General features: G+C 64.4%; 10 protein-coding genes. 9 read left to right on the top strand and 1 reads right to left on the bottom strand.

What is annotated here, in order from left to right:
• The first annotated feature begins 95 nt into the window (after positions 1–95).
• The 7 genes from HDIA_RS19490 to katG all read left to right on the top strand — a co-directional run bounded on the left by HDIA_RS19490 (position 96) and on the right by katG (position 10,765).
• On the top strand, positions 96–464 hold the full coding sequence (locus tag HDIA_RS19490) for an MmoB/DmpM family protein (RefSeq protein WP_099557670.1): 369 nt from the start codon (positions 96–98) through the stop codon (positions 462–464).
• Positions 465–589: 125 nt separating this feature from the next.
• The gene (locus HDIA_RS19485) at positions 590–1,612 is read left to right on the top strand and encodes an amidohydrolase family protein (RefSeq protein WP_099557669.1); all 1,023 of its coding nucleotides are present in this window, start codon (positions 590–592) and stop codon (positions 1,610–1,612) included.
• A 4-nt stretch (positions 1,613–1,616) separates the two neighbouring features.
• Positions 1,617–2,438, top strand: a complete 822-nt coding sequence (locus tag HDIA_RS19480; protein ID WP_197708047.1) for an iron-sulfur cluster assembly protein — start codon at positions 1,617–1,619, stop codon at positions 2,436–2,438.
• A gap of 105 nt (positions 2,439–2,543) precedes the next feature.
• A complete protein-coding gene (gene groEL / locus HDIA_RS19475) occupies positions 2,544–4,175 on the top strand; it encodes a molecular chaperone GroEL (RefSeq protein WP_099557668.1) in 1,632 nt (543 codons plus the stop codon).
• 59 nt (positions 4,176–4,234) lie between these two features.
• A complete protein-coding gene (locus tag HDIA_RS19470; protein WP_099557667.1) occupies positions 4,235–5,278 on the top strand; it encodes an NAD(P)-dependent alcohol dehydrogenase in 1,044 nt (347 codons plus the stop codon).
• Positions 5,279–5,414: 136 nt separating this feature from the next.
• The gene (ppdK, locus tag HDIA_RS19465; protein ID WP_099557666.1) at positions 5,415–8,180 is read left to right on the top strand and encodes a pyruvate, phosphate dikinase; all 2,766 of its coding nucleotides are present in this window, start codon (positions 5,415–5,417) and stop codon (positions 8,178–8,180) included.
• A gap of 401 nt (positions 8,181–8,581) precedes the next feature.
• Positions 8,582–10,765, top strand: a complete 2,184-nt coding sequence (gene katG, locus HDIA_RS19460; RefSeq protein ID WP_099557665.1) for a catalase/peroxidase HPI — start codon at positions 8,582–8,584, stop codon at positions 10,763–10,765.
• A gap of 92 nt (positions 10,766–10,857) precedes the next feature.
• Here katG and HDIA_RS19455 read toward each other — a convergent pair whose 3' ends face one another.
• Positions 10,858–11,850, bottom strand: coding sequence for a LysR family transcriptional regulator (locus tag HDIA_RS19455; RefSeq protein WP_099557664.1), 993 nt, complete (start codon positions 11,848–11,850; stop codon positions 10,858–10,860).
• Between the two features lie 49 nt (positions 11,851–11,899).
• Here HDIA_RS19455 and HDIA_RS19450 point away from each other — a divergent pair, with 49 nt between their 5' ends.
• Positions 11,900–12,904 (top strand): class 1 fructose-bisphosphatase, encoded by a 1,005-nt coding sequence (locus HDIA_RS19450; protein WP_099557663.1) that lies wholly within the window; start codon positions 11,900–11,902, stop codon positions 12,902–12,904.
• Between the two features lie 16 nt (positions 12,905–12,920).
• Positions 12,921–13,793, top strand: coding sequence for a phosphoribulokinase (locus tag HDIA_RS19445; RefSeq protein ID WP_099557662.1), 873 nt, complete (start codon positions 12,921–12,923; stop codon positions 13,791–13,793).
• Position 13,794: the final 1 nt, after the last annotated feature.

Genomic DNA, 13,794 nt, shown 5'->3' with positions numbered 1-13,794 from the left:
AGCCGGCCTCCACAGTCCGGCCATGGCGGCCCGGACGGGCGCGGAGCTTCGGGGAACGCAGTCAGACCCTCTCGCTCATTCCAGGAGTTGAAATCATGTCCACTGCCGCTCGCGATTCCAGTCACGCGAACATCTTCAAGTCGATGAAGGACATCACCTTCGAACAGACCATTTCCGATCAGTGCGGGGTCACCATGAGCGACTCCGTCGAGGCGCGCGCCATCGCGGAATTCATGTCCCGCAAGGAGGGCGTCACCGTCACCTACCAGCCTGCGCTGATCCGCATCGACGGCCACGGCAAGCTGATCTTCGAGATGGACGCGATCAGCGAATATCTCGGCCGCGAGATGACCGCGGAGATGTTCGAGGTCAACACCTCCACCCACTACGGCCGCATGGTCCGCGTCGACGACAACACCGTGATCCTGTTCGGGAACATGGACGAGGTCATGGAATACATCTGACCTCGCCGCGCGATCGGCCGCCCGCCGGCAAGGTCCGGCGAGCGGCCTCACGAGAAAGGCGCCGATGAAGGGCGCCCCCGAAAATACCCTCGAAACAGACCCTTGAGACAAGGGGAGGACCCAAGATGTTCGTGACACCGGAAGGCAAGGAAATCTTCATCGTCGATGGCCACACCCACTTCTGGGACGGCAGCCCGGCGAACCAGAAAAACATCCACGGCAAGCAGTTCATCGACTGCTTCTATGCCTACCACGCCAACCTCAGCCCCAAGGAAGAGCTCTGGCCGAAGGAGAAGTTCGAGAAGTATTCGGCCGACGATCTCTACCGGGATCTCTTTGTCGACGGACCGGACGACGTCGCCATCATCCAGACGACGGTGCTCGGCGACTTCTACAAGACGGGCTTTGGCTGCGTGAAGCGGTCGCATGACCTTGCCTCCCGCCATCCCGACCGCTTCATCGTCAACGGTGCCTTCGATCCGCGCGACGGCGAGAAGGCGCTGGAGTGGATCCACGAGATGAAGGAGACCTACAACATCACCGGCGTGAAGATGTACACCGCCGAGTGGAACGGGGCCTCCAAGGGTTGGAAGCTGAACGACCCCGACGCCTACAAGTGCTTCGAGCTCTGCGACAAGCTGGGCATCAAGAATGTCCACGTCCACAAGGGGCCGACGATCATCCCCCTCAACAAGGACGCCTTCGACGTCCATGACGTGGACTATGCCGCGACGGACTTCCCGAACCTCAACTGGATCGTGGAGCATGTCGGCCTGCCGCGTCTCGACGACTTCTGCTGGATCGCGGTCCAGGAGACCAATGTCTACGGCGGCCTTGCCGTCGCCTTGCCTTTCATCCATTCGCGACCGCGCTATTTCGCCGAGATGATCGCCGAGCTGCTGTTCTGGGTCGGGCCGGACAAGATCCTTTTTGGCTCCGACTATGCGATCTGGACGCCGCGCTGGCTGGTCGAGAAGTTCTGGGCCTTCGAACTGCCCGAAGACATCAAGCAGGAGCGGGGCGTGGATCTCACGCCGGAGATCAAGGAGAAGATCCTCGGCCTCAACGCGGCCGCCCTCTATGGCATCGATGTCGCCGCCCGCAAGAAGGCACTGGCCAGCGACCCGGTCGCCGTCGCGGCGGAGTGAGGCCATGACGATGTCGACGAGAGACCATCAAAGGCTGGAAGCCGAGATGTGGCGCGCGCTCGATAGCGTCAACGACCCCGAACTCGACGAGTCGGTCACGTCGATGGGGTTCGTCGAGCGGGCCGTTGTCGACGGGCAGGGCAACATCCAGGTCGACTTCCGGCTGCCGACCTACTGGTGTTCGCCGAACTTCGCCTTCCTGATGCTCGACGATCTTCGCCGGGCACTCGGGGGACTGTCGTGGTCGCCGGCGTTCAGCATCGAACTGCACGACCACATGTTCGCCGAGGAGGTCAACGAGGGGCTCGCCGCAGGCAAGCCCTTCGAGGACATCTTCGGGGAGCTTGCCGGGGATCAGGGACTGGACGAGTTGCGCGCGACCTTCGCGATGAAGGCCTACAAGCGCCGCCAGGAGGCGGTGCTGCGCGGACTGCGGCTGGAGGGCTTCACCGACGAGGAGATCGTCGGCATGGACGTCGGGACCCTTGATGCCGTTCCGCTGGGCGACAGCGAAGCATCGAGCCAGAAGCCGCGCTATCGCAGCGCCCTTCTTTCCCGATGGGCCGAGCTTGACCCGAGCGACCCCGCCTTTCCGACCTGGGAGGGGCAGAGCATCCCGGCGGACGGTCTCAACGACTATCTCTCCGAGTTGCGCCGGCTCAGGGTGAACATGGAGTTCAGCGGCGCGCTTTGCCGGGGGCTCAAGTCCGCCCGCTACAAGGAGATGGAGATGGTCGACGGCGAACCGACGCTCGTCGACTTCATTCTCGATCGCGTCCCGCCGCGACAGCCGTGCGAGACGCTCGGCGCGGGATCAGGGCGGTGACGTCCGAAGGCTAGCACGACGGTTCGCCGGCCTGGCCGGCGGACCCTTTCGACAACAACAGAACAACAGGGTGGCGCGCCGCAGTCGCGGCGCGGGAGGAATCTCATGTCCAAATTGCTGCTTCACAATTCCGCGGCCCGCAAAGCCCTGGCGCGGGGCGTCGCCCAGCTTGCGGCCGCCGTCGAGCCGACGCTCGGTCCGAAGGGCCTCAATGCCATGATCGACAGGCCGATCGGCACGCCGATGATCACGCGTGACGGTGTCAGCATCGCCAGCGAGATCGAACTGTCGGACCGCTTCGAAAACATGGGGGCGCAGGTCGTCCGCGAGGTCTCCATGCAGACCAACGAGATTGCCGGCGACGGGACGACGACCGCGATCGTCCTTGCCAACGCCCTGATCCAGAGTGGAGTCACGGCGGCCGATCGCGGCAGCAAGGCCGTCGACCTGTGCAAGGGCATCAATCTTGCCGTCGAGGAGGTCACCAAGGCCCTGTCGCTGTCGGCGCGGGCAACCCAGGGCAATGGCATGCTCCGGGCCGTCGCCAATATCGCCGCGACCGACCCGAAGCTCGGTGCGCTTGTCGCCGATGCCTTCGAGAGCGTCGGCGCCGAGGGCGTGATCTCGACCGACTTCAGCGTCACCACCGAGACGTGGCTGGATGTGGTCGAGGGCATGTCCTTCGACCGCGGTTATCTCTCCCACCACATGGTGACCGACCAGGAGAAGATGGAAGCTGTTCTTGAGCGCCCCCTGATCCTGATGACGGACCTGAAGATCAAGGACCCGGCCTCGCTCGATACCGCCCGCGCGATCGCGGCCAAGGCCGGACGGCCGCTGCTGATCATCGCCGAAGAGGTGTCGCCCGAAGTGGTGGTCACGCTGCTCGGCAAGGAGGGCCCCGGCCGCTACCTCGTGATCCATCCGCCGGAATACGGCCATTGGCGCAAGGCGATGATGGAGGATCTCGCCATTCTCACCGGCGGCCGCGTCATCGCGCGCGACCTCGGCGGGGCGCTGGAAGCGGTGACGGCGGACGATCTTGGCGGGGCCGAGCGGGTGCGCACGAGCGCCAGCTATACGACCGTCGTCGGCGGCGAAGGCGACCGGAACGCGATCGTCGCGCGCCGGGCCCAGGTCCAGCGCCAGTATGAGGCGGCGCCGCCGAATATCGAGCAGGACAAGCTGCGCGAGCGCCTTGCCAAACTCTCGGGCGGGACGGCGGTGCTCTATGCCGGCGGCGTCACCCCCGTGGAGCAGAAGCGCACCATCCAGCTTATCGAGGATTCCTTGAGTGCCGTCCGCGCGGCCTTCGAGGAGGGGGTTGTTGCCGGCGGCGGCTCGGCGCTCGCCCAGATGGGGCCTGTCCTCGCCGCGCTGGAGGGGACGGTCGAGGGCGATGTCCGCGAGGGTGTCGGTCTCGTGCGCTCGGTGCTGACGCGTCCGCTGTGGCGGATCGCCACCAACGCCGGCCAGGACGCCGACACGATCGTCACCGAGGTGAGCCGCGTCAACGGCGGCTACGGCTTCGACGCGGCGAGCGGCACCTTTGTCAACATGTATGAGGCAGGCATTATTGATCCTGTTCGCGTGACGATCTCCGCGCTCAGGAACGCGGCGTCGGTCGCGACGCTCATCATGACCACCGAGACCCTCGTCGGCGATCTGCCCGAACATTTCGATCCGACCGCAGGGGCGGCGCTTGGCGGCGGCGCGGAGCTGCTCGGCCGGGCCTGAGGTCCGGCGGTGCGGTGCAATCCATTGAAGAAGACCACAAGACGTGAAGGGAGGCGGCCATGAAAGCGGCCATGCTCTATGAATACGACCCCGCCGTGAACGTGAACCTCAAGATCGAGGACGTCAGGGTGCCCGAGATCACGGCGCCGGACGAGGTGATCGTCCGGGTCGGCGCGGCGGGCCTTTGCCGCACCGATCTTCACATCATCGAAGGCGTCTGGAAGCCAACGATGGATCCGAACGGCACGCTGCTGCCCTACATCATGGGACACGAGAACGCCGGCTGGGTCGAGGATGTCGGCAGCAGCGTCAAGTCGGTGAAGCCAGGCGATGCCGTCATCTGCCATCCCTTCCGCTCTTGCGGCGTCTGCCTCAATTGCCGCCATGGCGAGGACATGTACTGCGACAACGGCGCCTTTCCCGGTCTCGGCATGAACGGCGGCTTTGCCGAGTATTTCGTCACCAGCGAGCGGTCGCTCATCAAGCTGAAGAAGGGCATCATGCCCATCGAGGTCGCGCCGCTCGCGGATGCCGGCATCACGGCCTATCGGGCTGCCAAGCGGGCCGCCCGCCTGTTGCGCCCCGGCTCCTATTGCGTGCTGGTCGGCATCGGCGGCCTCGGTCATATCGCGCTCCAATCGCTGCACGCCATCTCCGGCTGCCGGATCATCGCCGTCGACCGGGAACCCGCGGCGCAGAAGCTTGCCAAGGATCTCGGCGCGGACTTCGTCCTCGACGGCGGCCCGAATGTCATCGAGGAGGTCAAGGAGATCACCGGCGGCGGCGCGCATGTGGTCATCGACTTCGTCGGCGAACTGGGCGTGGAAAACATCTGCTGGAAGATGGCTCGCAAGGGCGGGCAGATGTTCGTCGTCGGCTATGGCGGCAAGATCGAGGTGCCGACGGTCCATCTTGTCATCGAAGAGATCAATATCGGTGGCAGTCTGGTCGGCAACTACACCGAACTCGTCGAACTGATGGAGCTCAACGCCGACGGCAAGGTGAAGATGCACTACACCGAGTACAATCTCGCCAACATCAACACCGCGATCGACGACTTCAAGCACCGGCGCTTTACCGGGCGCGGGGTCATCGTGCCGTAGCGCGGTCTGGTCCAGCGCAACAAGGAAACCTACGGCAGATCATGAACTTCTGGCCGCCGCGTTTCCAGGTGTCTGGGCCGGAGGGGACTGCCCTCCGGCCCAGCTTCCCGAGTTTTCAGGTCCTGATAGGTGTTCTGTGACGAAGTGGGTCTATCGTTTCGGCAACGGGATGGCGGAAGGCACGCGCGACATGCGCGATCTTCTGGGTGGCAAGGGGGCGAATCTTGCCGAAATGTCCGCCATCGGGCTTCCCGTCCCGCCCGGCTTCACGATCTCGACGGCGGTCTGCACGCATTTTTATGAGCACGATTGCCGCTTCCCGGACGGGCTGCGGCAGGATGTCGCCAAGGCGCTCGCCGAGACAGGCAGCATCGTCGGCAAGTCCTTCGGCGATCCGGACGATCCGCTGCTCGTCTCGGTCCGGTCCGGCGCCCGCGCCTCAATGCCGGGGATGATGGACACCGTGCTCAACCTCGGCCTCAACGACATCGCGGTCGAGGCGGTGGCCCGCGCGAGCGGCGACGCACGCTTTGCCTATGACAGCTATCGCCGCTTCATCTCCATGTATGCGGAGGTCGTGCTCGGGCTGGAGCATGGCGCCTTCGAGGACATCCTGCACGACTGCAAGACGAGGCTCGGCCGCCTTGCCGACACGGATCTGCGCGCAGAAGACTGGCTTGCCGTCATCGCGGCCTACAAGAGCCATGTGCTCGATGTCCTGCACCGTCCATTTCCCGACGATCCGATGGAGCAGCTCTGGGGCGCGATCGGCGCCGTCTTTTCGTCCTGGATGAACGAGCGGGCGATCACCTATCGCAGCCTGCACGGCATTCCGGCAAGCTGGGGAACGGCGGTCAACGTCCAGGCCATGGTCTTCGGCAACCGGGGCGAGACGTCGGCGACCGGGGTTGCCTTCACCCGCAATCCCTCGACCGGCGAGAATGCCTTCTTCGGCGAGTATCTCGTCAATGCCCAGGGCGAGGATGTCGTCGCGGGAATCCGTACACCGCAGCCGCTGACCGCGACTGCTTCCGATCCATCCACGATGGAAGCGGTCATGCCGGACGCCTTCCGGGAATTGTCCGCCATTTCGACGCGGCTGGAGCAGCACTACCGCGACATGCAGGACATCGAGTTCACGGTCGAGGACGGCAAGCTCTGGATGCTGCAGACGCGTTCGGGCAAGCGCACCACCCATGCCGCCGTCCGTATCGCGGTCGAAATGGCCAGAGAGGGCCTGATCAGCCGCGCGGACGCCGTTCGCCGTATCGAGCCGGCCTCGCTCGACCAATTGCTGCATCCCTCCATCGATCCGGCGGCCGAGAAAATCGAGGTGGCGCGCGGCCTTCCTGCTTCGCCCGGTGCTGCCTGCGGCGAGATCGCCTTCAGCGCCGAAGAGGCCGAGGTCGCGCGGATGGCCGGTCGGGACGTCATCCTGGTGCGGCAGGAGACGAGCCCGGAAGACATCAAGGGCATGCTTGCCGCCAACGGCATCCTCACAAGGCTCGGCGGGATGACCTCGCACGCGGCCGTCGTCGCGCGCGGCTGGGGCAAGACCTGCGTTTCCGGCGCCAGCGGCCTTGAGATCGATGCCAAGGCCGGCCGGATGACGGTGGGCGGAAGGGTTTTCCTTCGCGGCGAGACAATCACGATCGACGGATCGTCCGGCCGGGTCTATGCGGGCAAGGTGGCAATGCGCCAGCCCGTGCTCTCGGAGGATTTCGCGACGCTGATGCAATGGGCCGATGCCGTCCGGCGCATGAAGGTCCGGGCCAACGCCGAAACGCCCGAGGATGCCCGGCAGGCGCGCGCCTTCGGCGCCGAAGGGATCGGACTTTGCCGCACCGAGCACATGTTCTTCGACGAGGCGCGCATCGCAAGCGTCCGGGCCATGATTCTTGCCGATGACGAGACCGGGCGCCGGGCTGCGCTTGCCAGGCTGCTGGAGATGCAGCGGTCCGATTTTCAGCAGTTGTTCGAGATCATGGACGGGCTTCCCGTCACGATCCGGCTTCTCGATCCGCCGCTGCACGAGTTCCTGCCTCATGGCGAGGCAGAGATCGAGGCGCTTGCCGCCGCGATGGAAATGCCGGTCGAACGGCTGAGGGCCCGGGCCCTGGAGCTTGGCGAACACAATCCGATGCTCGGATTTCGCGGCTGCCGCCTGGCCATCGCCTTTCCGGAAATCGCGGAAATGCAGGCACGGGCCGTCTTCGAAGGCGCACTGGCGGCCGAGACGACGACAGGCCGGCCGGTCGTGCCGGAGATCATGGTGCCGCTCGTCACCACGCGGGCGGAATTCGATGTGGTTCGCGGTGTGATCGATGCGACGGCCGAGACGGTGATGGCGCAGACAGGGCGCCGGATCGTCTATCAGGTCGGCACCATGATCGAATTGCCGCGCGCCGCGCTCCGTGCCGGCGAGATTGCCGAAACCGCCGAGTTCTTCTCCTTCGGGACCAACGATCTCACCCAGACGGCACTCGGCATCAGCCGCGACGATGCCGGACGCTTCCTGCGTCTCTATGTGGACAAGGGCATTTACCTGGCCGATCCTTTCGTGACGATCGATCAGGAGGGCATCGGAGAACTCGTCGATCTTGCCATTTTGCGCGCCCGCAAGCGGCGGCCGGACATCAAGCTCGGCATCTGCGGCGAGCATGGCGGGGATCCGGCCTCGATTGATTTCTTCGATCAGGTCGGGCTCGATTACGTGTCCTGCTCACCGTTTCGCGTGCCCGCGGCCCGGCTTGCCGCGGCGCAGGCAAGCCTTGCACGTCAGGAGAGCCGGGCGGGCAGGGACGAGGCCACGGCAGGAGAGGATGCGACCGTCCGGAACCTGCTCCCGTCGTCCCTTTCTGCCGAGCCGCTCGCCACGACTGCGGGGGCGACACGATCATGATCGGACGAGGTTCGAAAACGGCAATACTGGAGAGACAGGCGTCGGTCGATAAGAATGTCTTATCGCTAAAATCAGTAAATCCAACTTCCTCTGATCGGGTGCGCTTGATAGGTTCGCCGCCAAGAAGATTGGAGGGACGAATCCTAGGAAGCCCTCGCGTCGAGGCTGCTGTCGATGGCCGGGAGAGGAACTTCCGAACGGCCAGAGCTGGCGCCGGCGCCCCGGTCTCGATCCAGAATGAACAAGTGCAAGAACAACATGCGAATCGAGGCATTCCGCCCGCACGTCCCGCCCGACAGGCCCTCTGGCTTCGCCATCACGATGACAGGCGGCGGTTCCGGGGATCGGGCGGCGCTCCTACATCAATGACACAAACAACCCACCCATGATCGGAGAGAGAGATGGACACGAAACTCAGTGAGGTCAACGACAGTTCGGCGAAATGCCCCGTCATGCACGGCGGCATCACGCACTCCGGAACATCGGTCATGGACTGGTGGCCGAATGCCCTCAACCTCGACATCCTTCACCAGCACGACACCAAGACCAACCCGTTGGGCAAGGAGTTCAGCTACCGCGAGGAGTTGAAGAAGCTCGACGTCGAGGCGCTGAAGAAGGACATGCATGCGCTGATGACCGACAGCCAGGAATGGTGGCCGGCTGACTGGGGTCACTACGGCGGTCTCATGATCCGCATGGCCTGGCATGCGGCCGGTTCCTATCGCCTCGCCGACGGCCGTGGCGGCGGCGGCACCGGCAACCAGCGTTTTGCCCCGCTGAACTCCTGGCCGGACAACGTCAGCCTCGATAAGGCCCGCCGTCTTCTCTGGCCGATCAAGAAGAAGTACGGCAACAAGGTCTCCTGGGCCGACCTGATGATCCTCGCCGGCAATATCGCCTATGAATCCATGGGTCTGAAGACCTTCGGCTTCGGCTTCGGCCGCGAGGACATCTGGCATCCGGAAAAGGACGTCTACTGGGGCGCCGAGAAGGAGTGGCTCGCTCCGTCGGACGAGCGCTATGAGAATGTCGCGAACCCGGCCACCATGGAAAACCCGTTGGCCGCGGTCCAGATGGGCCTCATCTACGTCAACCCGGAAGGCGTCAACGGCACGCAGGATCCGCTGAAGACGGCTGCCCAGGTGCGCGAGACCTTCGCCCGCATGGCGATGAACGACGAGGAAACCGTGGCGCTCACCGCCGGCGGCCACACCGTCGGCAAGACCCACGGCAATGGCGATGCCAAGGCGCTCGGCCCGGAGCCGGAAGCCGCCGGCCCGGAAATGCAGGGCATGGGCTGGGACAACCCGCACCAGAATGGCCTTGCCAGCCGCGCGGTCACGTCTGGTCTCGAAGGCGCCTGGACGACGAACCCGACCGTGTTCGACATGGGCTTCTTCGACATGCTGTTCGGCCACGAATGGAAGCAGACGAAGAGCCCGGCCGGCGCCAACCAGTGGGAGCCGGTCAGCATCAAGGACGAAGACAAGCCGGTTGACGCCAGCGATCCGTCGATCCGTCACAACCCGATGATGACCGACGCCGACATGGCGATGAAGATGGACCCGATCTACAACGCGATCTGCCAGAAGTTCATGGCCGATCCGGAGTATTTCAAGGACACCTTCGCCCGCGCCTGGTTCAAGCTGACCCACCGCGACATGGGGCCGAAGGCGCGCTACGTCGGCCCTGACGTTCCCGCCGAAGACCTGATCTGGCAGGACCCGATCCCGGAAGGTCCGACCAACTACGACATCGGCGCGATCAAGTCGAAGATCGCCGCGTCCGGCCTCTCCATCGCCGAGATGGTCTCGACCGCCTGGGACAGCGCCCGCACCTATCGCGGTTCGGACATGCGCGGCGGTGCCAACGGTGCGCGTATCCGCCTTGCGCCGCAGAAGGACTGGGAAGGCAACGAGCCGGCCCGTCTTGCCAAGGTGCTCGGCGTTCTGGAGCCGATCGCCGCTCAGTATGGCGCCAGCGTCGCCGACGTCATCGTGCTTGCCGGCAACGTCGGCATCGAGAAGGCCGCCAAGGCGGCCGGTCACGACGTCTCGGTGCCCTTCGCGCCGGGCCGTGGCGATGCGACCGACGAGATGACCGACGCGTCGTCCTTCGACGTTCTGGAGCCGCTTGCGGACGGTTACCGCAACTGGCTGAAGCAGGACTATATCGTCAGCCCGGAAGAGCTGATGCTCGACCGGACCCAGTTGATGGGGCTGACCGCGCATGAGATGACCGTTCTGGTCGGCGGCATGCGCGCCATGGGCACCAACCATGGCGGCACCAAGCATGGCATCTTCACCGACCGCGAAGGCGCGCTGACGACGGACTTCTTCGTCAACCTGACCGACATGGCCTACAAGTGGGTTCCGGCGGGCAGCGGCGTCTATGACATCTGCGAGCGCAAGTCCGGTGCCAGGAAGTGGACGGCGACGCGCATGGACCTGGTGTTCGGCTCGAATGCGATGCTGCGCGCCTATGCCGAGGTCTATGCCCAGGACGACGCGGAAGAGAAGTTCGTCAAGGACTTCGTCGCCGCCTGGACCAAGGTCATGAACGCCGACCGCTTCGACATCGCCTGATCGCGAGCGGTTCTTGAGACAGGATGCAGCCGTGGTGGAAACGCCGCGGCTGTTTCATTTTCCCGGTTCGGGCCTCACTGGCCATGGGGCGTTCAGCCCCGGCCCCGCTTCATGACGTCGAAGGCGGGGAAAATCGTTTCGGCATTGGCTGAAATCCACTCCCGGACCTTCAGCGCCGCCATGCCGGGCGGCCGTTCGGTCGGCGCGCAGAGAAACCATCGGCGGATAATCGGCATACCGTCGCAGGGCAGCGAGACGAGACGTCCGGTGCGAAGTTCCTCGGCCACGGTATGGGCCGAGATCAGGGCGATGCCCAAACCGCTCAGGACGGCCTGCTTGATCGTCTCGTTGGACGTCATCTCGATCGTCTGGAATTCCCGCCCGTTGCCGATTTCATTCAGATAGTGAGCCGCCAGAATGCGCGTGCCGGAGCCGGTTTCGCGCGTGACGAACAGCTCCTTGCCGAGGTCGTCCGCGGTGACGGTGTCCTTGTCCGCGAGCGGATGATCGGCGGCGGCGATGATGACGTGCGGATGGTCGACCAGCGGCGTTGCGTCGACCTTGGGCATCTGGGGCGGGCGCCCCATGATGCAAAGATCGTATTCCCCTTTTCCCAGCGCCTCGATCGTGTCGGCGCGGTTGGCGACCTTCAACCGGACTTCGACATCCGGCATCTCGGACTTCAGCCGGGCGACGATGCCGGGTGCGACATATTTGGCGGTGCTGACGACGCCCAGCGTGACGCTGCCGATCTTGCCGGCATTGAGCGCCCGGATGGTCTGGACGGCGCGTTCCAGAGCCGTATGGGCCTCCTCATAGGCCGTCAGCAGCGCCGCGCCCTGCGGCGTTGGCGTTCCACGTCCGTGGCCTTCGCGCACGAGCAGTGCCGACTCGACGGAATCTTCAAGCAGTTTCAATTGATTGTGGATCGCCGGCCCGGTCAGTCCGAGGCGCGCGGCAGCGGCGGAGATCGTGCCTTCCGACACGACCGCCTGCAGGGCCCGGAGTTGCCTCAGTGTGATCTGATCGAGTGGATTCAAAGTTTTTCTTACACTTTCGTCAGAAATTCGAAATTTTAATATCATTCATCATAGGCGATATCAATGGGGTCATAGGAGACAGCGAGGCTTCCGGATGTCATCCGAACCCAGAATCGAGACAAGCTCGATCCCCGAAAATCTGCACCCGGTCCTGTCGGCTCTTGCCGACGTGGCGGCCGATCTGTCCCGGACGATCGCCCTCGGACCGCTGGCCGGAAACCTTGGCGCGAGCGTCGGCAGCAACACGGACGGCGACGTTCAAAAGGCGCTCGACATCGTTGCGGACAAGGCCTTCGCGGCCGCCCTGAGAGGCACCGGTGTGCGCTGGTACGCCTCCGAGGAACGGCAGGATGTCGCGCAGATCGACGCGGGAGGGGCGTGGGCGCTGGCCATCGATCCGCTGGACGGGTCGTCGAACATCGACGTCAACGTCTCGATCGGAACCATCTTCAGCCTTCAGCCGGCGTTGGACGACGGCGAGGCGACCTTCCTGCGCTCAGGCCGGCATCTCGTTGCGTCCGGGTACTTTGTCTACGGTCCCCAGACGTCGCTGGTCGTCACCTTCGGCGACGGCGTCGAGCAGTTCGTTCTCGACCGGGAGGCGCGTCTCTTTCGCAAGACAAAGAGCGCGCCGTCGATCCCCTCGCAGGCTTGCGAATTCGCGATCAACGCCTCGAATTATCGTCACTGGGCGAAACCGATCCGCGCCTATATCGACGACTGCCTTGCCGGCATCGACGGCCCGCGCGGCAAGAATTTCAACATGCGCTGGGTGGCCTCTCTGGTGGCCGAAACGCACCGCATCATGTCGCGCGGCGGCATCTTCCTTTACCCCGGCGACGACCGGGCCGGCTACGAGCAGGGACGCCTGCGGCTCGTCTACGAGGCAGCGCCCATTGCGTTCCTCGTCGAGCAGGCCGGCGGCATGGCGACGACCGGGCTTCTTGCCGTCCTCGACCAGGTGCCCGAAACGCTCCACGCCCGCACGCCGCTGATCTTCGGCACGAGCGAGAAGGTCCGGAGAGTCATCGACTACCACGCCCTGCCGGAGCTGGAGGACGCAGCCCTTTTCGGCAATCGCGGCCTCTTCCGGGCCTGACCAGAAAGAAGCGGACATGTCCAAGAAACATCCGATCATTTCGGTGACCGGCTCGTCGGGCGCGGGCACCACGACCGTGAAGAAGACCTTCGACGAGATCTTCCGGCGCGAAAACGTGACGGCCGTCTCGATCGAGGGCGATGCATTCCACCGCTATGACCGCATGGCGATGAAGGCCGAACTCGACGCCCGCAAGGCATCGGGCGAGGAGACCTTCAGCCACTTCTCCTACGAGGCCAACGAACTCGACAAGCTCCAGGAGGTCTTTCGGACCTACGGCGAAACGGGGCAGGGGTCGACGCGGCACTACGTTCATGACGAGGAGGAGGCGGAGCGATACGGCGCTGCCCCCGGCACCTTTACCGACTGGGAGCCCTTCCGGAAGAATTCCGACCTTCTCTTCTACGAGGGGCTTCATGGCGCCGTCGTCAACGACACGGTCGATCTCGCGGCGCTGGCCGATCTCAAGATCGGCGTCGTGCCCGTCATCAACCTCGAATGGATCCAGAAGATCCATCGCGACAAGGCCAACCGGGGCTACACGACCGAGGCGGTGACCGACACCATCCTGCGCCGCATGCACGCCTATGTTCACTGCATCTGCCCGCAGTTCTCCGAGACCGACATCAACTTCCAGCGCGTGCCGGTGGTGGATACGTCCAACCCCTTCATTGCCCGCTGGATCCCGACGCCGGACGAAAGCCTTGTTGTGATCCGCTTCAAGAACCCGCGTGGCTTCGACTTTCCCTACCTGACATCAATGATCCACGACAGCTGGATGACCCGCGCCAATTCGCTGGTGATCCCCGGCGGCAAGATGGATCTGGCGATGCAGCTCATCTTCACGCCGATCATCCGTCGGCTCGTTCACGAATCCAAGCGCGCCTGAG

Source organism: Hartmannibacter diazotrophicus (assembly GCF_900231165.1).
GTDB classification, from domain to species: Bacteria; Pseudomonadota; Alphaproteobacteria; order Rhizobiales; family Pleomorphomonadaceae; genus Hartmannibacter; species Hartmannibacter diazotrophicus.
Note: the sequence above shows the minus strand (reverse complement) of the source record. Positions and strands in the feature narration are given on the sequence as shown.